General features: G+C 54.4%; 18 protein-coding genes. 11 read left to right on the top strand and 7 right to left on the bottom strand.

The window, feature by feature from the left end:
* Positions 1 to 311: 311 nt before the first annotated feature.
* From B2Z72_RS12910 to B2Z72_RS12895, 4 genes are all read left to right on the top strand, one after another.
* Complete coding sequence (locus tag B2Z72_RS12910; protein ID WP_296980056.1) at positions 312 to 1,946, top strand: BCCT family transporter; 1,635 nt, start codon at positions 312 to 314, stop codon at positions 1,944 to 1,946.
* 78 nt (positions 1,947 to 2,024) lie between these two features.
* Complete coding sequence (locus B2Z72_RS12905) at positions 2,025 to 3,896, top strand: DUF294 nucleotidyltransferase-like domain-containing protein (RefSeq protein ID WP_296980054.1); 1,872 nt, start codon at positions 2,025 to 2,027, stop codon at positions 3,894 to 3,896.
* Complete coding sequence (locus tag B2Z72_RS12900) at positions 3,896 to 4,642, top strand: 3'-5' exonuclease (RefSeq protein ID WP_296980053.1); 747 nt, start codon at positions 3,896 to 3,898, stop codon at positions 4,640 to 4,642. Before B2Z72_RS12905 ends, B2Z72_RS12900 begins: the two co-directional genes overlap by 1 nt.
* A 186-nt stretch (positions 4,643 to 4,828) precedes the next feature.
* On the top strand, positions 4,829 to 5,545 hold the full coding sequence (locus B2Z72_RS12895; RefSeq protein WP_296980050.1) for a DUF554 domain-containing protein: 717 nt from the start codon (positions 4,829 to 4,831) through the stop codon (positions 5,543 to 5,545).
* A 109-nt stretch (positions 5,546 to 5,654) separates the two neighbouring features.
* On the opposite strand, the gene B2Z72_RS12890 is transcribed toward B2Z72_RS12895, so the two are convergent.
* The 7 genes from B2Z72_RS12890 to gshB form a co-directional block, all read right to left on the bottom strand.
* Positions 5,655 to 6,920 (bottom strand): dihydroorotase, encoded by a 1,266-nt coding sequence (locus B2Z72_RS12890; protein ID WP_296980047.1) that lies wholly within the window; start codon positions 6,918 to 6,920, stop codon positions 5,655 to 5,657.
* 2 nt (positions 6,921 to 6,922) lie between these two features.
* Positions 6,923 to 7,942 (bottom strand): aspartate carbamoyltransferase catalytic subunit, encoded by a 1,020-nt coding sequence (locus B2Z72_RS12885; RefSeq protein ID WP_296980044.1) that lies wholly within the window; start codon positions 7,940 to 7,942, stop codon positions 6,923 to 6,925.
* Positions 7,943 to 7,958: 16 nt separating this feature from the next.
* Positions 7,959 to 8,453 (bottom strand): bifunctional pyr operon transcriptional regulator/uracil phosphoribosyltransferase PyrR, encoded by a 495-nt coding sequence (gene pyrR / locus B2Z72_RS12880; RefSeq protein ID WP_296980041.1) that lies wholly within the window; start codon positions 8,451 to 8,453, stop codon positions 7,959 to 7,961.
* A 66-nt stretch (positions 8,454 to 8,519) separates the two neighbouring features.
* Complete coding sequence (gene ruvX / locus B2Z72_RS12875; RefSeq protein ID WP_296980039.1) at positions 8,520 to 8,972, bottom strand: Holliday junction resolvase RuvX; 453 nt, start codon at positions 8,970 to 8,972, stop codon at positions 8,520 to 8,522.
* Positions 8,972 to 9,529 carry a YqgE/AlgH family protein gene (locus B2Z72_RS12870; protein ID WP_296980037.1) on the bottom strand — a complete coding sequence of 186 codons (558 nt, stop codon included), beginning with the start codon at positions 9,527 to 9,529 and terminating at the stop codon, positions 8,972 to 8,974. The genes ruvX and B2Z72_RS12870 overlap by 1 nt, the downstream gene beginning before the upstream one ends.
* Positions 9,529 to 10,404 (bottom strand): energy transducer TonB, encoded by an 876-nt coding sequence (locus B2Z72_RS12865; protein ID WP_296980035.1) that lies wholly within the window; start codon positions 10,402 to 10,404, stop codon positions 9,529 to 9,531. Before B2Z72_RS12865 ends, B2Z72_RS12870 begins: the two co-directional genes overlap by 1 nt.
* Before the next feature lie 157 nt (positions 10,405 to 10,561).
* Complete coding sequence (gene gshB, locus B2Z72_RS12860) at positions 10,562 to 11,509, bottom strand: glutathione synthase (RefSeq protein ID WP_296980034.1); 948 nt, start codon at positions 11,507 to 11,509, stop codon at positions 10,562 to 10,564.
* Between the two features lie 211 nt (positions 11,510 to 11,720).
* Here gshB and pilG point away from each other — a divergent pair, with 211 nt between their 5' ends.
* The 7 genes from pilG (at position 11,721) to B2Z72_RS12825 (ending at position 23,813) form a co-directional block, all read left to right on the top strand.
* Positions 11,721 to 12,104 (top strand): twitching motility response regulator PilG, encoded by a 384-nt coding sequence (pilG, locus tag B2Z72_RS12855; protein WP_296980454.1) that lies wholly within the window; start codon positions 11,721 to 11,723, stop codon positions 12,102 to 12,104.
* 39 nt (positions 12,105 to 12,143) lie between these two features.
* Complete coding sequence (gene pilH / locus B2Z72_RS12850; RefSeq protein WP_296980457.1) at positions 12,144 to 12,509, top strand: twitching motility response regulator PilH; 366 nt, start codon at positions 12,144 to 12,146, stop codon at positions 12,507 to 12,509.
* A gap of 2 nt (positions 12,510 to 12,511) precedes the next feature.
* Positions 12,512 to 13,036, top strand: a complete 525-nt coding sequence (locus tag B2Z72_RS12845; RefSeq protein ID WP_296980460.1) for a chemotaxis protein CheW — start codon at positions 12,512 to 12,514, stop codon at positions 13,034 to 13,036.
* A gap of 30 nt (positions 13,037 to 13,066) precedes the next feature.
* A complete protein-coding gene (locus B2Z72_RS12840; protein ID WP_296980463.1) occupies positions 13,067 to 13,939 on the top strand; it encodes a hypothetical protein in 873 nt (290 codons plus the stop codon).
* A 196-nt stretch (positions 13,940 to 14,135) separates the two neighbouring features.
* On the top strand, positions 14,136 to 16,190 hold the full coding sequence (locus B2Z72_RS12835) for a methyl-accepting chemotaxis protein (RefSeq protein WP_296980466.1): 2,055 nt from the start codon (positions 14,136 to 14,138) through the stop codon (positions 16,188 to 16,190).
* A 25-nt stretch (positions 16,191 to 16,215) separates the two neighbouring features.
* Positions 16,216 to 17,103 (top strand): CheR family methyltransferase, encoded by an 888-nt coding sequence (locus tag B2Z72_RS12830; RefSeq protein ID WP_296980469.1) that lies wholly within the window; start codon positions 16,216 to 16,218, stop codon positions 17,101 to 17,103.
* Positions 17,100 to 23,813: an Hpt domain-containing protein gene (locus tag B2Z72_RS12825; protein WP_296980472.1), complete on the top strand. Its 6,714-nt coding sequence runs from the start codon at positions 17,100 to 17,102 to the stop codon at positions 23,811 to 23,813. Before B2Z72_RS12830 ends, B2Z72_RS12825 begins: the two co-directional genes overlap by 4 nt.

Raw genomic sequence — 23,813 nt, 5'->3', positions numbered from 1 at the left:
TTAAGTGAACAGCATTGCCGCAATTGCGGGGCTTTTTATTTGCGCTTTTAAGCAAGTATGTCGTTATCAGAACATTTGATGTCGGCTTTATCCGGGATTGGCAACTTGTGTAGGCTATAAAGGGAGAAGTTGTACAAAATATGTTAAGCTTGCTCACTGTTTGTGCTGATTTCAGTATAACCAGTGTCTTTAATCTGTCTGGGAAGATTCATGACAGATTGCTTAATTCCGTGATTTTACGGATGCATTTTTGATCTGCTGTGCAGATTTCAGTAACCCCTGAAAAAACAAAATAAGGGAGGCTAGCCGCAATGGCTGATAACAACGATCCGATGATTCCCGATGGTGAGGTGAATCCGATTGATACCGACTACCAGGTCGGGCAAGACAACATTGTAGTTAACGTCGGTCCGTTCGGTCTCGACATTCACAACCGGGTATTTGCGATATCCGGTCTGGCTGTGATTCTGTTTGTCGCGTTCACGCTGGCATTCCATGAACAGGCCGGTCCTTTCTTCGGCAGTATCCGTAACTGGATTACCACCAACCTCGACTGGTTCTTTTTAGCGGCCGGTAATATTTTTGTTATTGTCTGTCTGGTGCTGATTTTCACACCGCTGGGTAAAGTTCGCTTAGGGGGCACCGAAGCAACACCTGATTACACTTACACTGGCTGGTTTGCCATGCTGTTCGCTGCCGGTATGGGCATCGGCCTGATGTTCTACGGTGTGTCTGAACCTCTGGCGCACTTCGGTACATCCATGGGCGGTATTTCCGTGGGCGAAGATGGTGTGCGTACCGACTGGGCACCATTAGGTGGTGCGGCCGGTGATGCCGAAGCCGCGCATGCGCTGGGTATGGCTGCCACTATCTACCACTGGGCTCTGCACCCATGGGCCATCTACGCTGTTCTGGCGCTGGGTCTGGCGTTGTTCTCCTTTAACAAAGGTCTGCCGCTGACCATCCGCTCCGTGTTCTACCCGCTGTTAGGTGAACGCGTATGGGGCTGGAGCGGGCATGTCATTGATATTCTGGCGGTACTGGCGACGCTGTTTGGTCTGGCTACTTCGCTGGGTCTGGGCGCGTCTCAGGCAGCATCCGGTCTGAATTATCTGTTCGGTATCCCAATGGGTGAGACCACGCAGATTCTGCTGGTGATCGGTATCAGTGCCATTGCGATGGTGTCTGTGGTTGCTGGTCTGGATGCAGGTGTTAAGCGTCTGTCTGAAATCAACATGGCACTGGCTGGCCTGCTGATGCTGTTCGTGATCGTTGTTGGTCCGACTCTGGCGATCTTTACCGGTTTCTTCGAAAACCTGTGGGCGTATATGGTAAATCTGCCGGCACTGGCCAACCCGGTTGGTCGTGAAGACGCTAACTTTGCGTCTGGCTGGACCGCCTTCTACTGGGCATGGTGGATCTCCTGGTCACCATTCGTTGGTATGTTTATCGCCCGCGTATCCCGTGGCCGTACCGTACGTGAGTTCATCGTCTCTGTGCTGCTGGTACCATCCGCTGCCTGTGTACTGTGGATGACCGTATTCGGTGGTACTGCGATTGATCAGTACGTACAGGATGGCTACAAAGCTGCTGCGGAAGCAGACCTGCCACTGCAGTTGTTTGCTATGCTGGATGCACTGCCAATGGCACAGATTACTTCTTTCATTGCCATCATTCTGGTGATCGTCTTCTTCGTGACGTCTTCAGATTCCGGCTCACTGGTGATTGATGTCATTTCCGCTGGCGGTAAAGTAGATGCACCAACACCACAGCGTGTTTTCTGGTGTACTTTTGAAGGACTGGTTGCTATCGCTCTGATTCTGGGCGGTGGTCTGGTTGCGTTGCAGGCAATGGCGGTATCTACCGGTCTGCCATTTACTGTGGTGTTGCTGGTGGCCATGTTCTCAATGATTAAGGGCCTGATGTCCGAACCACGAAAAGGCTGATTTTATTCAGTCGTAAAAAAGGCCCGGTGTGTACCCGGGCCTTTTTTGTATTTAAGCAAATTCAGGAGAGCTGCATTTATGCAGGCAGAACAGATCGAAATACTTGAATTTCTGCGCCAGCATCAGCCGATGTCGGTGTTGCCGGATGAGGTGCTGAACAAAGTTGCTCAGTCGGTGGATATTGCTTATTACAAAGCCGGTACCCGCATTCTCGAATTTGGTACTGAACTCAGCGACTGGTTTCTGATCCGCAGTGGTTCGGTGGAGGTTTATCGCCGCAACGGTGATCTTTATAACCGTTTAACACAGGGCGGTTTTTTTGCCGAATTTGGTTTATTGCGTAACCGTCGTGCGCGTTTCCCTGTTACCGCTCTGGAAGATACGCTGGTGTATCTGGTGCCGGCGGAACTGTTTATTTCTATTTTTGAAGAATACGTAGAATTTGCTGATCAGGTGGAGGTGGAAGACCGTACCCGCCTGCGTCAGGCGGTTGCCCGTCAGGAAGATGCCAATGAGTTGATGACGGCACGTATTGAAACTCTCATTGCCAGAGAACCTGTGCTGCTGCACCACACTGCCAGTGCCCGTGAAGCGGCCAGGCAGATGATGGAAGAAAACGTCTCGGCGCTGTTGATTACCGATGAAACCGCAGACCCGGAAGATTCGCTGCGCGGTATTGTGACCGACCGTGATATTACCGATCGTCTGGTAGCTCCTGGTTTGCCATATGAAACGCCGGTGACCGATATCATGAGTAAAAAAGTGGTCACGGTTGAACACAATCAGCTGGTGTTTGAAGCCATGCTGAAAATGCTGCGCGATAATGTGCACCATTTACCTGTGCTACGCCAGGGGCAGCCATTAGGCGTTATCACCCTGCCGGATGTTATCCGTTACGAATCACAGAACAGCCTGTTTGTGGTGCGCAGTATTTTCAGCGCCCAGACAGTCGAAGAATTAATGCCGCTGCAGGCGGATGTGCAGGCCTGCTTCAGCCGTCTGATTGCTGAAGATGCCAACTCACGCATGATCGGCAGTTCCATGGCGGTAATTGGCCGCAGTTTTAAACAGCGTTTACTGGAACTGGCGGAAGAGAAATTAGGCCCGCCGCCTGTGCCTTATTGTTTTCTGGCACTGGGTTCTATGGCGCGTGAAGAGCAGCTGATTGTTACCGATCAGGATAACGCGATTATTCTGGATAACAGTTTTGATCCGGCTAAACACGATGCGTATTTTGTCGAGCTGGCGAAATTCGTCAGTGATGGTCTGGATGCCTGTGGTTATAAATACTGTACCGGCCATATTATGGCGACCAACAAAAAATGGCGGCAGCCATTAAAAGTCTGGGAAGGTTATTTTACCGAATGGATTGAACAGCCAACGCCGGAATTCCTGCTTAACAGCTCCATCTTTTTTGATCTGGAAGGTGTCTGGGGGGAAAACCGCTGGGCGGCGCGACTGAATAAACTGATCCGCACCAAAGCACAGAAGAATAACCGCTTCCTGTCCTGCATGGCGCGTAACGCGCTGATGCGTACACCACCGCTGGGTTTCTTTAAAAACTTTGTGATGGAAGCGGATGGTGATCACAATAAGTCGATCAATATGAAGCGTCGTGGTACCGCGCCGCTGGCAGACCTGATCCGTGTGCATGCGCTGTCGATCGGATCACGCGCGCGCAATTCGTTTGAGCGTCTGCAGGATATTATTGATGCAAAAATTCTGTCTCCGGGTAGTGGCCCTGACCTGCGTGATGCGCTGGAACTGATTGCGATGGTGCGTATCCGTCACCAGGCGCTGGATCTCGAAGCCGGACGGGTACCGGACAATAATATTGAGCCGGAAAATCTTTCTGACTTTGAACGTAAAAACCTGCGTGATGCCTTTCTGATTGTGTCGAACGCACAAAAATACCTTAAATATCGCTATCAGCCGGGACGGACCAACTGATGTTCTATTTAAGACCGGGGCAGGTCAGTAACGAACCTGATAACGTCAGTGATGACATGCATGTCGGCGACTGGCCTGAACTGTATGCCGAGCTGGCGCAGAAATCATCGTCACCGTTGCTGCGTAAATTTTATGCGGCCGGACTGCCGGCTGCGGATACGCCTATCTGTGATGTGCCTTTGCTGGCGATGGATTTTGAAACTACCGGTATGGACCCGGAAAAAGGCGATATCGTCAGTATCGGACTGGTGCCGATGAAGATGGAGCGCATCTACAACAGCCAGGCCTGTCATTGGGTTGTACGTCCACGGGCTCATTTACCCGGTGACTCGGTGGTAATTCACGGCATTACCCACAGTGATGTGGCACAGTCTCCGGACCTTAACCGCTATCTGCAGCCGTTACTGGAACGTATGGCCGGCCATGTGGTGGTGGCGCACTACCGCAAAATGGAGCGTGGCTTTCTGCACCGCGCACTGTTGCGTCGCTTAGGTGAGGGCATTACCTTTCCGGTGATTGATACCATGGCGCTGGAGGCAGACATTACCCGTTTAACCTTCTGGCAAAAACTCAGCGGTTATCAGCGACGATCTCTGCGCCTGGCAGACACCCGCCGCCGCTACGGTCTGCCTTTCTATCATCCGCATCATGCCCTGACCGATGCGCTGGCCTGTGCTGAGCTGCTGCAGGCCCAGCTGATTACCCATTACGGTGCGAAGACGCCGGTGGGTAAACTCTGGTTGTGAGATAAGTTGCGGTTAGCAGATACGTCGTGGTTAGCGCATGGCGTCCGGCTCTGTGGCCGCAGTTATCTGAGCTGGTCCGCACAGTTCCAGCAAGCGGGTTAATAAATAAACAGCAGTCACATTATAATCCCGCGTATTGTCAGTCATCTCAGTGATTGCTGACTCAACCTCTTCAGGGATTATTCTATGATCGGCCCGTTGATTAACAGTGCTGCCATTGTTGGCGGCACCCTGTTTGGTGTGCTGTTAGCGAACCATTTACCCGAGCGCATGCGCGCCGGACTGATGCCGACGTTTGCCTTGTGCGCGGTGGCGATTGGCATTCATATGCTGGGCAATATCCATTATCTGGCGGTTGTTGTGATGGCCTTTATTCTTGGTACGGCCCTGGGTGAACTGTTGTATCTGGAAAAAGGCGTTACCCGTGCAGCGGCTGCTGCTCAGGGACTTATGCAGAAAGTCTTTCCGATGAAGTCGCATCTCAGCGGCGAAGAGTTCAGCACGCAGTACAACTCTCTGATCGTAATTTTCTGCGCCAGCGGGCTGGGGATTCTTGGCTCCATTACTGAAGGTCTGAATGGTGATTATCAGCTGTTGCTGGTGAAAAGCATGATGGATTTTCTCACCGCGATGATTTTTGGTATCAGCCTCGGGCCGAGTATTGCGCTGATTTTTATCGCCCAGCTGGCGGTGCAATCCAGTCTGTTTCTGCTGGCAAAAATGATTATGCCTTATATGGATGATGTTGCCTTTGCTGATTTCTCGGCAGTGGGCGGTCTGATTATGGTGGCGGTAGGGATGCGTATGGCGGGAATTATGAATTTCGCCGTGATTAATTTTTTACCGGCGTTATTGCTGGTGGTGCCGTTTTCGTATCTGTGGCGTAGCCTGGGTTTTGGTTAAAAGGTTTGTTTAAAGGATTTAGGTAAAAAAACGGGTGAAAATTCAGCATAAAAAAGCCGGAATATATCCGGCTTTTTTATGAGTTTTAACACTGTTTATTCAACCACAGTTAAAACACACGACGTCCGTCAACGAACACTGCACTGACTGAGCCTTTCACATCCTGATTATTCAATGGCGAGTTTTTGCCTTTGGAATACAGGGATGATTTGCTCACACTGCGCACGGCCTGTGGGTCGATCAGTGCGGCATTAAACCAGCTCTCTTCTTTCAGTGACTGTTCCATACCGAGAATCGCTGCCGGGCGGTTGCTGACGGCATTGATCAGGGCTGACAGGCTCAGCTCACCTTTTTCAACCAGTTGCAGTGCCAGCGGCAGGAAGCTGTCGAACATGCTCATGCCGGCTTCGGCATCAGCAAACGGGGCTTTCTTCGCAGCAATTTCATGCGGACGGTGGTTGGAGCTGATGGCCAGTTCACCGGCGTTTACTGCGGCCAGCAGCGCCTGACGGTCGGCTTCGCTGCGCAGTGGTGGCTGCACGTTAAACAGGCTGTTGAATCCCTGCACGGATTCTTCGGTGTACACCAGATTGGCCAGTGGCGTATCGGCGGTGACGTTAATGCCGTTGTCTTTGGCGTTGCCCAGCATTTTCAGGCTGCGTGCGCAGCTGATCTGGCTGATGTGAACGCGGGCACCGGTCTGTTCGGTCATTAACAGAATCTGCGCCAGGGCGATGGTTTCGGCGGTAGCGGAAATACCGCTGAGGCCCATGCGGGTAGCCACCGGACCGTCGTGCATACAGCCGCCGGCGCTCAGTGATACGTCATCTGGCTGCAGGAACAGCGGGATGTCGTAAGTGGCGGCGTATTCCATAGCGCGGCGCAGTACGTAGCTGTCTTTGAACGGGGTGCGGGCGTTGCTCAGCGCCACACATCCGGCTTCGTGCAGGCCGTACATGTTGGCCAGCTGTTCACCGGCCAGCCCCTGAGTCACGGCGCCCAGAGGCAGCACGCTGGCGAATCCGGCTTTGGCGGATTTTTCCAGAATCTGCTGAATCACGGCTGAGCTGTCGGCGACCGGTTTGGTATCCGGCAGTGAGCACACGTGGGTGAAACCACTGGCACAGGCAGCGCGGGTTTCGGAGTCGATGGAGCCTTTCTGTGGATAACCCGGGTCGGCCAGGTGTGCGCCCAGATCGATAAAGCCGGGCACCAGCCACTGACCATTGGCATCAATGCTTTCTTCGATTTCGCCGCTGGCAGGTTTGTGCCCGATGGCGGCGATACGTCCGCCGGCGACGTAGATGTCGCAGACTTTATCCAGTTGCTGTGCCGGATCGATCAGGCGGGCGTTTTCAATATGCAGGTATCTCATGCTTATGCCTCCTCCTGACCATCAGTCTGTTCATTTCTTTCCTGCTGCTGACCGCTCATGGCCATGGCCATCACCGCCATGCGCACGGCGATACCGTAGCTCACCTGGTTGAGGATCACCGACTGCATGCCGTCGGCCACGGCGGATTCGATTTCCACGCCACGGTTGATCGGGCCCGGGTGCATAACAATGGCATCCGGTTTGGCGATGGCCAGCTTCTGTTCGGTTAAGCCGTAGAGTTTGAAGAACTCGCCTTCGGATGGCAGCAGGGCATTCTGCATACGCTCTTTCTGCAGGCGCAGCATGATGACCACGTCGCAGTCTTTGAGGCCGTCTTCCATGCGGTAGAAGGCTTTGCAGCCCAGCGCTTCGATGTCGCGTGGCAGCAAGGTGCCCGGGCCGATTACCCGTACTTCGGCAGCGCCTAAGGTGTTGAGGGCGTAAATCTGTGAGCGTGCTACCCGTGAGTGCAGGATGTCACCAACGATGGCGACAACTTTGCCTTCGACGGATTCTTTGTGGCGGCGGATGGTGAGCATATCCAGCATCGCCTGCGTCGGGTGCGCGTGGCGACCGTCACCGGCGTTGATGATGGCAACGTTCGGCGTGACCTGCTCAGCAATAAAGTGCGCGGCACCTGAGTCGGCGTGGCGCACGACGAACATGTCCGAGTACATGGCTTCCAGATTCCACAGCGTGTCCATCAGGGTTTCCCCTTTGGTGGTCGCTGAGCGGGCGATATCCAGGTTGAGGATATCCGCGGATAAACGCTTGGCCGCCAGTTCGAAGGTGGAGCGCGTGCGGGTACTGTTTTCGAAGAACAGGTTAACCACGGTTTTACCGCGCAGCAGCGGGACCTTTTTCACGGCCCGTTCCTGGGTGCTGATAAAGGAATCGGCGGTGTCGAGGATTTCGGTCAGTAATTCCCGGCTCAGACCTTCGGTGGTAAGGAAGTGCTTCAGTCGCCCGTCGGCGGTGAGCTGCACCTGGCTTGGATCTGTGTTCATCGTTGCTGTGCTCATAACGGTTAATCGCCGCTCAGGCGAGAGTGAGAGTCATGGGGGTCGGGCCACTCAGTTTGACCAGCTGGCCTTCTTCAAGCTCCAGCCGGGCGCCGGTCAGGTCTGGCTGAATCGGCAATTCACGGCGGCCGATATCGAGCAGACTGATCAGGGTGATACTGGCCGGGCGGCCGTAATCAAATAATTCGTTCATGGCGGCGCGAATGGTGCGGCCACTCATAATCACATCGTCGATCAGCACGATATGGCGGTCTTCGATGCTGTCCGGTAATTCTGATCCCATAACCTGGGGATGCAGGCCGTGGCGGGTGAAGTCATCGCGGTAAAAACTGATGTCCAGAGAGGCCACGCCATCTTCGGTCTGCAGTTTTTGTTGCAGACGGTCGGCGACCCAGACACCACCGGTGCGGATGCCCACTAATAATGGCTGATCGAGGTTATTCTGTTCGAGGTAGGTCGCCAGACGTTCACCCAGTTCGGTGCAGGTCTGTTCAATATCCGGCAGGATCATAACGTTCTCCGTTGAGCCTGAGGGCTCAGGGGTTTAATCACAGTACACAGCGCGCTGGCGGCTGCGTTATTGCGCCAGTGGCCAGGCGGCCATCCAGCTTTCCAGAATCAGTTGGGCGGCCAGTCCGTCGACGGAGTTTGCGCCAAAATCGCGGCTGCCACCCTGTTCTATGACAATGCCTTTGGCTTCATAGCTGGTGAGGCGCTCGTCATGGGTGTAGGCGGGGCGATGATAACGGCCTTCCAGACGCTTGGCGAATTTGTTGGCGCGGCGGCTCATGTCGCTGGCGCTGCCATCCATATTCAGTGGCAGACCGACCACAAAAGCATCCGGCTGCCACTCATCAACTACGCGTTGCAGCAGGTCCCAGTCGGGCACGCCATCGCGGGCTTTGATGGGATTCAGCGGGCTTGCGCTGCCGGTGATGCGCTGGCCAATGGCGATGCCGATACGCTGGGTGCCGAAGTCGAACGCCATCAGGCTTTTAAAGCGCTCCGGCGGTGCCTGTTCTGCACTCATCAGGCGTGACCTGCGTCGCCGCTGAGGAACTCGGCGCTGACGCCCAGTGCCGCCAGGGCTTTGCTGTAGATTTCGTCGATGGGGGTATCGAACAGAATGTCATCGGTGGCTTCGACGGTGAGCCAGCTGTTGTCGCGGATCTCTTCATCGAGCTGATCGGCATCCCAGCCTGCGTAACCCAGAGCCAGATGGAAATGACGCGGGCCATCACCGGCGGCAATGGCTTTGAGAATGTCTTTTGAGGTGGTCAGATGGCACTGCTCTGTGACGCTCAGTGTCGAGCTCCAGTGGCCCTGCTGACGGTGCAGAATAAAGCCATTCTCGGTACTGACCGGGCCACCGGAGAGAATTTCCGGGGATACGCCGGGCAGGCGCGGAATATCCAGCTGTTCGCAGATTTCGTCGAAGGTCACCGGCATGGTTTTGTTGAGCACTATGCCCATGGCGCCGTCTTCGCTGTGTTCACACAGATAGGTGACGGTGCCGCCAAACCAGGAATCTTCCAGTTGCGGCATGGCGATCAGCAGGTGATTTCTCAGGCTTTGCAGTTGTTGCATTAATTGCTTTCCGAGAGGTAGCGGTTTCCTTTGAACTGCCAGGTGCGGATGATTTCCAGCACGTCGATGTCTTTGCGCATTTCTTCGGTGAAGGGCGCAAACGGAGCAGACATGCGGACGATCCGCAGGGCAGCGTCATCCAGTACTTTACGGCCGGATGACTCGAGAATATTCAGTTCACGGATGGTGCCATCCGGGTTGATGGCAACCAGCAGACGCAGGCGGCAGTTATCAAAGCAGTTTTCTGCTTCACGCGGATAATTCAGCGCGCCCATCTGTTCAATTTTACGGCGCCAGCTGTTGACGTAATAGGCGTCACTGGCGGCCATGGTGGACATCGCGGTCAGGCGCTGCACCCGGGGTTTTTTGGCGTAGGTCTGGCGCAGGGTATCGAGTTTGGCTTCCAGACTGGCCATTTCCAGACTGCGTTCCAGTAATGACTTCTGCGGGCCATCAGGAATATCCAGCTGCAGGGCTGGTTCGGTCTGTTCTTTGGAGACTTTGCGTTTGGTTTCAGCGCTTGTGGTTACCGTCTGCTGCTGGCCCTGTGGCTTCTTCGGCGCGCTGGCCTGCTGCTCCTGTGGCGAGGCTTCATTGATGGCGTTGGACTGGAAATCCGCTTCGACATCTGTGGTCAGCATTTTCGCTTCGTCCAGCGTGCCGCTGCCTTCCTGATTGGCCTGCGCAATGTAGTCGGCTTCTTCCGGGGCTTTGTCGCTCTTGTAGTTGGCCAGCGTGACTTCCAGCGTCTTGGACAGGTTTTCACTGTCGGACGCAGTAAAGCTGATACCGAGTATCACCAGAGCATGAATTAACAGCGCCAGAAACAGCGTGAAAGAGAGACGGTCAGAACTGGTCACAACAGTGGCAGACATGCGGACAAAAATACCTGAAATGGCCGGTTTTAAATGTCAGCAAGTTTGCTCTTTTGAGGGGGCTTTGTCCAGTTGAGCGGGGTGCTGACGGGCGGCGGAAAATACCGGAAACAGCACTTTTAATGGCTGTTTCCGGCAATGGCCGGGCATTGCTGTATCAGCTGAGCTTGCTCAGCAGACAATCAATCAGCTGGCCGGCAACGTCGATACCGGAATCGCGGCTGATTTCACGCACACAGGTCGGGCTGGTAACGTTAATTTCCGTGAGGTTATTGCCGATGATGTCGAGGCCAACAAAATACAGGCCTTTTTCTTTCAGGATCGGACCGATTTTTTCTGCAATGGCGCGGTTTTCATCACTCAGTGGCTGAGTTACACCAGCACCGCCGGCCGCCAGATTGCCACGGGTTTCACCCTGCGCCGGAATGCGTGCCAGGCAGTAAGGCACCGGCTCGCCATCAATCATCAGAATGCGTTTGTCACCGGCGGTGATTTCCGGAATAAAGCGCTGCGCCATGATCTGTTGCTTGCCGAAGTCGGTCAGGGTTTCAATGATGACATTGATGTTGGCGTCATCCGGCTTGATACGGAAAATGGATGAGCCACCCATACCGTCCAGCGGTTTGAAGATCACATCGCCGTGCTCCTGGTGAAATGCTTTCAGCAGATCGGCACGACGGGTGACGATGGTTGGCGTCATAAATTGCGGAAATGCGGTGGCGAATACTTTCTCGTTGCAGTCACGCAGGCTCTGCGGATTGTTGGCGATCAGTGCGCCTTCTTCCGCTGCGCGCTCAAGAATGTAAGTGCTGTAAATGAATTCACCGTCGAAAGGCGGATCCTTACGCATCAGCACAATATCCAGCTCTCCCAGAGGCAATTCCTGATATTCGCCTAAGTCGAACCAATCTTCGGGATTCATACGGACATTAAGAGGTGCCATTCTGGCCATTGCACGTCCGTTCTGAATGGAAAGGTCGGACTGTTCCATATACCAGAGTTCGCAACCGCGCTGCTGGGCTGCATCCAGCAGTGCCAGGGTTGTATCCTTCTTATAGGTAATGTCTGCGATGGGATCCATCACGACACCAAGCTTGACTGTCATAAAAGCTCCGTAGGGCCCGGATTGTTGAAAGTGCCAGTGTATCTCAATAAATGTTCATAAGGTGTAACTGAATTGTGTGATCCGGCTCATGGCGGCGCGCTGGCGTTTGTCGCATGATATGTGATACAAACGTGACGCAATGGCGCCTGATACTTCTATCAGACACAAAGCTGCTTACTACAACATAAGAACGGATGGTTAAGGCCTCCCTATGGAAGATAACTTTCAGAACACAAAAGTCATGGTGATCGACGACAGTAAAACCATTCGTCGTACTGCCGAGACTTTGCTCAAGAAGGTCGGGTGTGAAGTGATCACAGCAACAGATGGCTTTGATGCACTGGCCAAGATAGCGGATACCCATCCCGACATTATATTCGTCGACATTATGATGCCGCGTCTGGATGGTTATCAGACCTGCGCACTGATCAAAAATAACTCAAAATTTAAGTCGACCCCTGTCATTATGCTGTCCAGTAAAGACGGTCTGTTTGATAAAGCTAAAGGGCGGATTGTTGGTTCGGATCAGTACCTGACCAAACCATTCAGCAAAGAAGAGCTGTTGGGTTCCATCAGGCAGTACGTTAAATCCTGAGCCTTTGGTTACAGACAAAAAATTTAAGAGGAAAATGGCATGGCCCGTATTTTGGTAGTTGATGATTCTCCAACTGAAACTGAAGCATTTCGCGCAATGCTGGAGAAGCATGGTCACGAAGTACTGACGGCAGAAAATGGCGCGGATGGTGTTGCCCTGGCGCGTAAAGAAAAGCCTGATGTTGTTCTGATGGATATCGTTATGCCAGGCCTGAACGGCTTTCAGGCGACCCGTCAGCTGACAAAAGACCCTGAAACCCAGCACATCCCTGTGATTATCGTTACCACCAAAGATCAGGAAACTGACCGTGTATGGGGTAAACGTCAGGGTGCCAGCGGTTATCTGGTTAAGCCAGTTGCAGAATCTGTACTGAGCTCTGAAATCAATTCAGTGATGGCAGGCTGATAATGCAACCGTTTGCTCTGCTGCTGGACATTGCTGAGCGCAGCCGTCGCAACGCATCGGCGCTGCCACAACAGACCGAAGCGGTACGCTACTGGCGTGGCGTCGGCTTTATGTTGGCAGGACGCCATTTTATGGCGGACATGGCGGATGTTGCGGAAATTCTGCAGCCGCCGCGCCTGACCAAAGTACCGGGCGTGCGTAACTGGGTGCTCGGTGTTGCTAATGTACGTGGCCGTCTTGTTCCTGTGATGGACCTTGCCGGCCTGTTAGGCTTGCCTTCCAAAGCCAACTGGCGCAGCCGCCGGGTGCTGGTGATCGAACAGGATGACCATCTCAGTGGTCTGCTGGTTGATGCCGTACTGGGTATGCAGCAGTTCCCTGTGGATAGCCGCAATGACAACCCGGATCTAGCCCCCGAATTTGCCAAGTTTGTATCCCACAGTTATCAGCGGGATGGCAGTGACTGGCCGGTCTTTGAGTTAAGAGATTTAATCCAGGCGCAGGAGTTCCTGGAGATCGCTGTTTAAACCATAGCGACAACGTTGAATGGATTCACGATGAAAAACATATACGGCCGCACAATGCTCATGCTGGTTATGGGTGTTGCTGTGGTGATTGTTATTGCGCTGATCATAACTAAGGTCATGAATCAGCATGAGGAAGAGCGGCATAATATGGTGTCTGCTTATCAGCGGCTGAGTGCTTATGCTGATGAGTTTAATGCTCTGACTCTGCAGATGGCTGATTGCGAAAGCTGGCAGCAGGCTTTTACCGGTCTGCGTGAGCTGAATGAAAAGGCCGTCGCTGACAGCGCGCAGATTATTGTTCCGGTCGCGATTACGGAACCGGATCCGTTGCTGCGACACCTGGTACCGGTGAATAAACAGTGGGCGGAACTGCAGACTGCCGTTTTTAACGTGCAGAAAGAAAGCGCCTTAATGGGTAAGTCATGCCTGGCGCTGGATAAGCTCAGCGAATTGCTGGCTGAAACGAACGCCGTAGCTGAGCGCATGGCTTACCATGCCGGGCGTGATCAGACTGGTAGCGGGGATATGGAGAGTGTCAGTTTGCTGCTGGAGCGGCTGGCATGGATGGAAGATGACGACGCTGCGATGCGCGCAACAGTGCTTAGTGGTGGGATGCACAAAGCTGAAAGTGTGGCTACTGGCTGGATGTTTATTTCCCGGCACGCCGCTGGGATTCAGCGCGGCAATTTAGCTATGAACATCCGTAAGGCGGAGAATCCGGATGTCAGGGCCGAAGCCGGTTTGATTGTGGATTACGGCAAGACAGCACATGACATCGTCCGGGAGAATTTCTCGGGCCTGCCTCGCGAGGACGTTCTGGAACGGATACGCAGTCTGGCAACGCAGGCACAGACGTTGAAACAGAAAAACGCTGAGCTGCAGCAGTTTGCTGCGCAACGCTGAAAACGATTTTTTGTTGCCTGGCCGCAGCGCGGTTTTGGGCAGCGAGTAACCGCAGTAAGTCCGGCAGAATACGCTGGCCTTGCTGATGACAGATACAGGTCAGGTTAATGCAATCCGGCCTGGGCGGGTGTTTCACCCGAATGCCCGTCAGGGTGTGAATTATTACAATGCATGCAGAGAGTGTGGAGAGAACGGCATGAGCGGAAATTCAGGAAGCATATTGTCGACTACCTTCCAGAATCGCACCAATAGTGTCCTTGTGGGCCTGCTGGTGGTGTTTCTGGCGGTGTTCGGTGGTATCACGGTATACGTAAACATTCTGGCGGATCGTGACGACCAGTATCTGGAACACGCCGGTGAGCTGCGGGTTCTGTCGCAGGAGCTGGCGAAGAACGCCACCGAAGCGGCGGGCGGTAAGCAGGCGGCGTTCTCCGAGCTGAAGCAGGCTCGTAACTCGTTTGCCGAACACTGGAACTACCTGATTAAGGGTGACAGCGCGACCGGTCTGCCACCGGCGGAAATGGCGGCGATGACCGACGTGGGCACACTGTGGAATACAGTACGTACCAACGCTGACCAGATTGTACGCGCTGAAGACGTAATTCTCTCTCTGCACGAAGTAGCCGCGACTCTGGCGGAAACGATTCCACAGCTGCAGGTGGAATACGATGAGATTGTAGAAATTCTGCTCGATAACGATGCTCCGGCGGACCAGGTAGCGGTTGCCCAGCGTCAGTCCTGGCTGGCAGAACGTATCGTACGTTCCGTTAACAAGGTACTGGCTGGTGGTGAAGACGCGGTAATGGCGGCGGACGCCTTCGGCCGGGACGCCTCGCTGTTCGGTCGGGTACTGAACGGTATGATCCAGGGCAACGTGGCCATGGGTATTTCTCAGGTAACGGACGAAGAAGCGGTATACGCGCTGGCGGAAGTTGCTGAGCTGTTTGAATTCGTATCCGGTTCTGTGGATGAGATTCTGGAAACCTCTCCTGAACTGTTCCAGGTGCGTGAAGCATCTGACTCTATCTTCTCTGATTCTGAAACTCTGCTGAACCAGACCTCTTCCCTGACTCAGACAATTCAGGATGACGCGGCAACGCGTTTCTTCCTTCAGCTGGTGGGTTACCTCGCCGGTGTGGCTGCTCTGGTAGTGATCGTACTGCTGGTTGTTGTTTCTAACCGCACGACCCGTCGTGACCTTGAAGAAACCGCTGACAAAAACGAACAGAACCAGATGGCGATTCTGCGTCTGCTGGACGAAATTGCTGACCTTGCGGACGGTGACCTGACAGCCTCTGCGACGGTAACCGAAGACTTTACCGGTGCGATTGCTGACTCCATTAACTACGCGATCGACCAGATGCGCTCTCTGGTATTCGCGATTAACGAGACAGCGGTACAGGTATCTTCCGCGGCCCAGGAAACTCAGGCGACTGCGATGCACCTGGCCGAAGCTTCTGAACACCAGGCGCAGGAAATTGCCGGTGCTTCTGCTGCGATTAACGAAATGGCGGTCTCTATTGACCAGGTATCTGCCAACGCCTCGGAATCATCCGCGGTTGCGGAGCGGTCGGTTGCGATCGCGAACAAAGGTGCTGAAGTGGTACAGGCGACCATTAACGGCATGGATAACATCCGTGAACAGATTCAGGAAACCTCCAAGCGTATTAAACGACTGGGTGAATCCTCACAGGAGATTGGTGACATCATCTCCCTGATTACCGACATTGCTGACCAGACCAACATTCTGTCTCTGAACGCTGCGATTCAGGCATCCATGGCCGGTGATGCCGGCCGGGGCTTCGCGGTGGTTGCGGACGAGGTACAGCGTCTGGCAGAACGTTCAGCCGCTGCGACCAAGCAGATTGAAGCACTGGTTAAAACGATTCAGAACGATACCAACGAAGCGGTAATCTCGATGGAAACCACCACCTCCGAGGTGGTACGTGGTGCCCGCCTCGCACAGGATGCGGGTGTTGCCCTGGAAGAGATTGAGAACGTATCGAAAAACCTTGCGGAACTGATTCAGAACATTTCCAACGCGGCACGTCAGCAGGCATCTTCTGCGGGCCATATTTCCAACACGATGAACGTTATTCAGGAAATTACTTCGCAGACTTCTGCGGGTACTACTGCAACCGCGAAATCGATTGGTAACCTGGCGGAAATGGCCAACAAGCTGCGTGAGTCGGTTGCCGGCTTTAAGCTGCCTGAAGCCGAACTGGACCTGGATCAGCAGCAGGTGCTGTAAGCCCCTGTTCGTTGGATGATATTGAATGAATCATCAATTGCTCGCAGGTAGGAGTAGTCTGCCGGAACTGGACGACACTCAGTTTGCCCGCTGGCAGAACCTGCTGGAGGAGCGTACCGGGATGTGTATCACACCCCAGCGCCGCTCCTTCCTGCAGACCAGCCTTGGCCTGCGTATGCAGGAAGTTGGCTGCTCCAGTTATCAGGAATACTACGAGCGGGTGCAGAATGGCCCGGCGGGTGCGATCGAGTGGAGTACTCTGGTTGATCGCCTGACAGTGCAGGAAACGCGTTTTTTCCGTGACCCGGATGCCTTTGCTTTTGTTGAGCAATATGTGCAGAAAAAGGCCAGAGAAGACGATACCGGCACGATTGAATTCTGGAGTGTGGGCTGTTCTTCCGGGGAAGAAGTGTACAGCCTTGCCATGGTTGGTGAACGCTGGCTGAAACCGGCAGGCAAACGCTATGCAGTGACAGGGACAGATATCTCTACCATTGTTCTGCGTAAGGCCAGAGCCGGGAAATATCAGACACGTTCCGTCTCTTTGGTGCCGGGCGATTACGCCAAACTTGGCTTTCGCCAGGCGGGGGCTGATGGTTCGTTCGAGGTCGCAGACACTCTGCGGCAGCGCAGCTGTTTTACTCAGGTCAATATTCTCGACCTGGCCAGCTGCCCGTTGCAGTCACAACATGTAATTTTTTGCCAGAACGTGCTGATTTATTTCCGCCGCTGGCGTCGCCGGGAAATCCTGAACGTTCTTGCCGAGCGCCTCGCGCCCGGCGGTATTCTGGTAATCGGCCTGGGGGAAATGGTGGATTTTCAACACCCGTTGTTAGAACCAGTGCATAGCAGTCAGGTATCCGCATTCGTGCGTAAGCAAAATAATTCGACAGGGGAGACCGCAAGGCGATGAGTCAGGACTACATCGCCCTGGAATGGGTAAAAGGGGAAATCGAAGAAACTCTGCAACAGGCCCAGCAGGCGCTGGAAGCGTATGTAGAGAATCCCCAGGACAACAGCCGCCTGAAATTCTGCCTGAGCTATCTGCATCAGATCCATGGCACGTTACAGATGGTGGAATTCTATGGCGCTGCCCTGCTGGCCGAAGAAATGGAGGCCGTTGCGGCTGCTATTTCTGAAGGCGGGCTGAGCAATGAGCGTGAGGGTCTGGAGATCCTTATGCAGGCGATTATTCAGCTGCCGCATTACCTTGAGCACGTAAAGGTAGGCCGCCGAGATCTGCCTGTGGTGCTGCTGCCGATTCTGAACGAACTGCGTTCAGCGCGCGGCGAGGCTTTCCTGTCCGAGACAGCGCTGTTTGCCCCTAAAATTCCGCAGACTCCTCTGCTCTCCATTGATCAGCTGCGTCCGTTCGAAAGTGACGATTTCTCTCATTGGATCCGTAAAGTCCGGCAGATGCTGCAGACTGCGACTCTCCAGCTGCTGCAGAACAAACAGCCGGATGTTGCCAAACAATACCTGAATAAAGTGTTTGCCCGTCTGCATAAGGCGCTTGGCAAAACCCCGCAGGGACTGGTCTGGTTACCGGCACTGGCTTTCAGCGAATGGCTGATGAAGCAGCAGAGTATGCCGAACAGCGCCAAGAGCCTGCTGCGTCAGCTCGATCATCAGCTGAAAACCATTATTGATAATCCTGCCCGCGCGCTGAACCAGCCGCCGGCGGAAGAACTGCTGAAAAATATCCTGTTTTACGTGGCGCGCACTGATGTCAGCAGCGAAGCCATCCGTGAGGTACAGGAAACCTTTGGTCTGCGCCAGGCGCTGCCGACCGAAGAAGAAATCCGTAAAGAACAGGATGCACTGGCCGGCCCGGACAAAGACACCGTAGGCAATGTGCTGGGTGCCCTGACTGAAGAAATTGCTGCCGTTAAAGATCGTCTGGATCTGCTGGTGCGCAGTGATGATGACCGTCAGAACGCACTGCGTGAGCTGACGCCATCGCTGAAGCAGATAGCCGATACCATGGGCATGCTGGGCATTGGCATGCCGCGCAAAGTGATGCAGGAACAGCAGGGTGCTGTTGCCCGTATGCTGGATAGCGGCGACATCTCGGATGCCGGTCTGCTCGATATTGCCGGTGCACTGCTGTACGTCGAAGCCACCATCAGTGGTATGCAGCGCGAAGGTGATCTGAATGCCAGCGGAGGCAGCAGCGCTATGAGCGACGCACAGAAAGCTGTGCTGCGTGAAGCGCGTAACGTGCTGGAGCAGGTCAAAGACGCCATCGTCGAGTACATTGCTAAACAATGGTCACTGCCGGAACTGGAAGATGTGCCGCGCCTGCTGCACACCATTGAAGGTTCCCTGAGCATGATTCCGCTGCCTCGTGTGGCGGGCATTCTGTCGCGCGCCGCTTCGTTCGTACAAAAAGATCTGATCGATAAACAGATGAAGCCGGAATGGGCGATTCTGGATATTCTCGCGGATGTGCTGTCCGGTATTGAGTACTTCGTTGAACGTTACTCAGAAAACCCACGCAGCGCCGGTGAAGATCTGCTGGCCAAAGCGGAAAAAGCGCTTGATCAGCTGCCGGCTTCCGCGGCCGCACCTGAGCATGAAGATTTCCCGCTGGAAGGTGATGAACAGTTACCGGCGGTGGAAGATCACAGCGCTGATTTTGCTGAGCCAATGGCCAGTGAAGAAGTTATTTATGCGGCAGAAGAAACACCTGAAGAATCCATCAGCTTCGATCTTCCAGCAGACGATTCTCTGGCCGATGCTGAAGAAGAGCAGCTGCCAGAAGTTGACGAACAGGCTCTTGAGCAGGAATACGCCAGTATTGCTGTTGAGGAACAGGTTGCAGAACCTGAGGTCAGTGAAGTCGCAGCGCCCGCTGCTGCGCAAGTCGTTGCCGAAGATGATGACGATGATCTGATTGATGATGAAATCATCGAAATCTTCCTTGAAGAAGCCGAAGAAGTCGGCGATACGCTGAACGAATTCTGGCCTCAGTTCAAAGCGGATCAGAATGATAACGAAGCCCTGACTACCGTACGCCGTGCCTTCCACACGCTGAAAGGCAGTGGCCGCATGGTGAAAGCAGGCGTTATCGGCGAGCTCGCCTGGTCTGTGGAAAATATGTTTAACCGGGTTCTGGATAACACCATTGTTATCTCGCAGAACCTGGTGGATCTGGTCGACCATGTGATCAGCCAGTTACCGGCTCTGATTGACGACTTCCGTAATCAGCGTCCTGCATCCATCGATACCCAGCCGCTGATGGATTACGCCTTTGCGCTCGCCGATGGCCAATCAGTATCACCTTTTGTAGCTTCCGCTGATTCTGCAGCCGAATTGGGTGACGCAGCGCCTGTCCCTGAAGAAACCGGCGCTGCAGAGACTGGTATTGAAGGTATCGGTGCTGAAGACGAAGGCGACGGAATTGACGTTGCAGGAGTTGATGTTGAACTGTCAGACAGTGACGCTGCTGAACAGGACAGTGATTCTGAACTGACACTGGCCGAAGATGATGACATCACGCTGAGCGCCACAGATTTGCCTTACCCGGCAGAAGAGACTGCGGACAGTGCTCTGTCTGGCTATGGCGTCGAAGATGACGACGAAGCCGAAGCGGATGCCCTGCTTGAAGTGTTTGAAAATGAAGCACGCACGCATCTGGCCACCGTCGATGAGTTTGTCCAGGCTTCCCACGCAGAAGACTTCCTCAATGCCCTAAGTGATCAGGTCCAGCGTGCCCTGCATACACTCAAAGGCAGTGCCCACATGGCGGGTGTCACCGCGATTGCAGAAGTGGCTTCGCCGCTGGAGCGTCTGATTAAAGAGCTGCGTGCTTATCAGGTGGCTAACAGTCGCGACATTGTCAGCCTGCTGCAGGATGGCTCTGCCATCATCGCTTCGGCACTGGATGACCGTGAATTGCTTAAGGCACCGGCACTGAATGGCGCTGAAGAATTTATCGCCCGTATCAATGAGCTCGAGCATCAGATTCTGAAACCTCTGCAGGGACAGGAAGACAGTCGTCAGGGGCCAAACCCACAGGCGATTGCTCAGTTCCTGGCAGAAGGGATGGATTCACTGCTGGATGCAGATCGTCTGCTGCAGAAATGGCAGCGCGATAACGACTGCTCTGTACTGACTGAGCTGAGTAAAGACCTGCAGGATGTTGCTGCCGGTGCGCGTCAGGCGGAAGTCCCGCATATTCAGTCTCTGGCGGAAGCGCTGGATGATCTCTATCGTCGCGTTGCTCAGGAGCAGGCCGCCGCAGAAAGCGAACTGCTGCAGACCGCATCAGATGCCCATGAAACGATTCTGTCGATGATGGACTGTCTTGCAGCCGGTCAGGAAACTACGGCGGCCGACGAGCTGATCAATACCATCAGTCACTGGCAGTTTGCTGCGCCAGATAACGCGGATGATGCAGCTCTGGATGCTGACTCTGGTTTCAGCCTGGCTGAACCTGACACAAACCTGCTGTCAGATGATTTCAGTGCACCACAGATTGAGAGTGACGCTGAACAGTTTGCCGCTGAAGCAGAGCCTCAGGTTGAGAGTGAAGCACAATGGCAGGCACCGGCTGCTGATGACCTGCAGTCCGATATCGAAACCGATCTGCTGATTGACGATGTCCCTGCGGCCGATCCTTTTGCCTCTGCTGCCGATGAGTTGCCACCACTGCCGGAGCTGGATGAAGGTGACGAGGAAATTCTCGAAATCTTCCTCGAAGAAGCTCAGGAAATCAGCGAGTCAGTGGAAGCGGCTGTACAGCAATGGCGTGAAGATCCGGACAATCTGGTTCATGTAGCACAGCTGCAGCGTGAGCTGCACACCCTCAAGGGTGGTGCCCGCATGGCGGAATTGCCGGCGATTGCTGATCTCTGCCACGAGCTGGAAACCCTCTACGAAAACATCAATGACGGCCGTCTGAGTGTTGAGCCGGGTGTCTTCAATCTGATTGATCAGGCTCAGGATCAGCTCAGCGTACAGATCGACAACGTGCGTCAGGGCCTGTCACCCGCGCCAGCCACTGCGCTGGTGGATGCACTGCACAAGTACATTAAAGGTGGCGCTTTTGCCGGCGTGCCGGAATACGAAGAAAGCGCTGAAGACAGCTATTCTGCGGATGCAGAAATCAGCCAGACTGCAGCGCCTGCCGATATTATCCGCAGCGAAGCACTGGATGAGTCGGACCGTGAAATTCTCGATATCTTTATTGAGGAAGCTTCGGAGCTGCAGGAAGCACTGGATCGTGCTCTGCACGACTGGCAACAGGCTCCGGATCAGCTTTCCTATGCTGATGAAGCCCAGCGTATCCTGCATACCCTGAAAGGGGGCGCGCGCCTGGCTGGTCTGACCGACATCGGTGATATCGCCCACGATTTCGAAGCCCGTATTCTGCAGGCACAGCAGGGTTACGTTGCCCGCGATGCCAGCTTCTATGACGACGCCAACCGTCGTCAGGATGAACTGATCAACCGCGTTGAACGCGTCGCTGCAGCACTGGAATCCGATTCACCTGTCATGCTGGGTGAAAAATCCCTGACCACAGATGATGATGCCTTTGCGCCATCCTCGCTTGTCGATACTCAGGAACCAGCGCAGGAACAGGAATACATTCCGGCGGATGCCGGCAATGACGACGCTCAGGATCACACAACAGCAGAGTCCACAGAGATGGCGCCAGCCGTTGTCTCTAATGTCGTGCCTCTGCGTCGTGACAGCGCCGTGCAGGAAGTAGCGCCAGCACCGGCTGCGGTAGTAAAACCAGAACCGCCGAAAGCACAGCAGACTGTGCGTAAAGCGCCACAGGAGCTGGTTAAAGTCTCTGCCGATCTGCTCGACAATCTGGTGAACCTGGCCGGTGAAACCTCCATTGGCCGTGGTCGTCTGGAGCAGCAGGTTACCGACTTCTCACATACCATTGACGAGATGGATATGACGCTGGAGCGTCTGCGCGATCAGCTGCGTCGTCTGGATATGGAAACCGAGGCTCAGGTGCTGTTCCGTCAGGAGCGTCAGGGCCCGGATTACGAAGATTTTGACCCGCTGGAAATGGACCGCTACTCCACTATTCAGCAGCTCTCGCGGGCGCTGGTGGAATCGGCTTCCGACCTTGCTGACCTGAAAGACACTCTGGGTGGTAAAACCCGGGATGCAGAAACTCTGCTGCTGCAGCAGAGCCGGGTAAACACCGAGCTGCAGGAAGGTCTGATGAAGACCCGTATGGTGCCGTTCCAGCGTCTGGTTCCACGTCTGCGCCGTATCGTGCGTCAGATCAGCCTGGAACTGGGTAAGCATGTCGAACTGCGCGTGCATAACGCCGACGGTGAGATGGACCGGACCATTCTGGAACGTATGATCTCGCCGCTGGAACACATGGTACGTAACGCCGTGGACCATGGTATTGAGAATCAGGAACAGCGTGCTGCCTCCGGCAAACCGGACGTCGGTATGATCGATCTCGAGATCAGCCGTGACGGTGGTGACGTAGTTCTGACCCTCAGTGATGACGGTCGCGGTGTGAATATGGACGCCGTGCGCAGAAAAGCCGTAGAACGCGGCCTGATGCCGGAAGGTGCCAACCTGAGCGACCAGGAAATCATGCAGTTTATTCTGCAGGCCGGTTTCTCGACAGCGGAGTCTGTGACCCAGATTTCCGGTCGTGGTGTGGGCATGGACGTTGTGTCCAGCGAAATTAAACAGATGGGCGGCTCGGTTGAAATCCAGTCTGAGGCCGGAGTCGGCAGCCGCTTTATCATCCGTCTGCCATTTACCGTATCGGTGAACCGTGCACTGATGGTGCGGGTGGGTGAAGACCTTTACGCCGTACCTCTGAACAACATTCAGGGTATTGTGCGGGCGCCGGTGAATCAGCTGCAGGATCTGTACAACAAACCACAGACCGAGCGTCTGTTTGGTTATGCCGGTACCGATTACCGCGTGGAATATCTCGGTGTGATGCTGGAAACCGATGCGCAGCCGAAACTGACAGGCCAGGCCATGCCGGTGCCTATGCTGCTGATCCGCGGTGCGACACCATTTGCACTGCAGGTGGATTCGCTGCTGGGCTCGCGGGAGATCGTGGTAAAAACGCTGGGACCGCAGTTCTCATCTGTGATGGGTGTGTCCGGCGGTACCATTCTGGGGGATGGTAACGTGGTTATCATTCTCGACCTGCCGGCCATGATCCGTACTCAGGCCAGCCTCGAGTATCAGCAGGCGAAACTGCTGGACAGTCAGGAAGCTGAACGTCGCCATGAACTGGAAAACCGTCTGCCAAGGGTTCTGGTGGTGGATGACTCGGTAACGGTACGGAAAGTAACCACGCGTCTGCTGGAACGTAACGGCATGGAAGTTTTCACAGCGAAAGATGGTATGGATGCGATGGAAACATTGCAGGACCACAAACCGGATCTGATGCTGCTGGATATTGAGATGCCACGCATGGACGGCTTTGAGGTGGCATCTCTGATACGCCATGATGAGCGCTTAAAAGATATCCCGATCATTATGATTACCTCGCGTACCGGTGATAAGCACCGTGAGCGGGCGATGTCGATCGGGGTGAACGAGTATCTTGGTAAGCCGTTCCAGGAAGATAAACTGCTGGACACTATGCACCGGCTGCTGGGGATAGAGTCCTGA

This window comes from Thalassolituus sp. UBA6592, from assembly GCF_002433655.1.
In the GTDB taxonomy this organism is placed as follows: Bacteria; Pseudomonadota; Gammaproteobacteria; order Pseudomonadales; family Oceanobacteraceae; genus Venatoribacter.
This window is presented reverse-complemented; position numbering and strand designations above follow the sequence as displayed.

Coding starts and splice junctions, on each gene's coding strand:
- B2Z72_RS12910 (WP_296980056.1), top strand. CDS start 312: ATGGCTGATAACAACGATCCGATGATTCCCGATGGTGAGGTGAATCCG.
- B2Z72_RS12825 (WP_296980472.1), top strand. CDS start 17,100: ATGAGTCAGGACTACATCGCCCTGGAATGGGTAAAAGGGGAAATCGAA.
- B2Z72_RS12900 (WP_296980053.1), top strand. CDS start 3,896: ATGTTCTATTTAAGACCGGGGCAGGTCAGTAACGAACCTGATAACGTC.
- B2Z72_RS12870 (WP_296980037.1), bottom strand. CDS start 9,529: ATGCAACAACTGCAAAGCCTGAGAAATCACCTGCTGATCGCCATGCCG.
- B2Z72_RS12835 (WP_296980466.1), top strand. CDS start 14,136: ATGAGCGGAAATTCAGGAAGCATATTGTCGACTACCTTCCAGAATCGC.
- B2Z72_RS12890 (WP_296980047.1), bottom strand. CDS start 6,920: ATGAGATACCTGCATATTGAAAACGCCCGCCTGATCGATCCGGCACAG.
- gshB (WP_296980034.1), bottom strand. CDS start 11,509: ATGACAGTCAAGCTTGGTGTCGTGATGGATCCCATCGCAGACATTACC.
- ruvX (WP_296980039.1), bottom strand. CDS start 8,972: ATGAGTGCAGAACAGGCACCGCCGGAGCGCTTTAAAAGCCTGATGGCG.
- B2Z72_RS12865 (WP_296980035.1), bottom strand. CDS start 10,404: ATGTCTGCCACTGTTGTGACCAGTTCTGACCGTCTCTCTTTCACGCTG.
- B2Z72_RS12840 (WP_296980463.1), top strand. CDS start 13,067: ATGAAAAACATATACGGCCGCACAATGCTCATGCTGGTTATGGGTGTT.
- pilH (WP_296980457.1), top strand. CDS start 12,144: ATGGCCCGTATTTTGGTAGTTGATGATTCTCCAACTGAAACTGAAGCA.
- B2Z72_RS12830 (WP_296980469.1), top strand. CDS start 16,216: ATGAATCATCAATTGCTCGCAGGTAGGAGTAGTCTGCCGGAACTGGAC.
- B2Z72_RS12885 (WP_296980044.1), bottom strand. CDS start 7,942: ATGAGCACAGCAACGATGAACACAGATCCAAGCCAGGTGCAGCTCACC.
- B2Z72_RS12845 (WP_296980460.1), top strand. CDS start 12,512: ATGCAACCGTTTGCTCTGCTGCTGGACATTGCTGAGCGCAGCCGTCGC.
- B2Z72_RS12905 (WP_296980054.1), top strand. CDS start 2,025: ATGCAGGCAGAACAGATCGAAATACTTGAATTTCTGCGCCAGCATCAG.
- pilG (WP_296980454.1), top strand. CDS start 11,721: ATGGAAGATAACTTTCAGAACACAAAAGTCATGGTGATCGACGACAGT.
- B2Z72_RS12895 (WP_296980050.1), top strand. CDS start 4,829: ATGATCGGCCCGTTGATTAACAGTGCTGCCATTGTTGGCGGCACCCTG.
- pyrR (WP_296980041.1), bottom strand. CDS start 8,453: ATGATCCTGCCGGATATTGAACAGACCTGCACCGAACTGGGTGAACGT.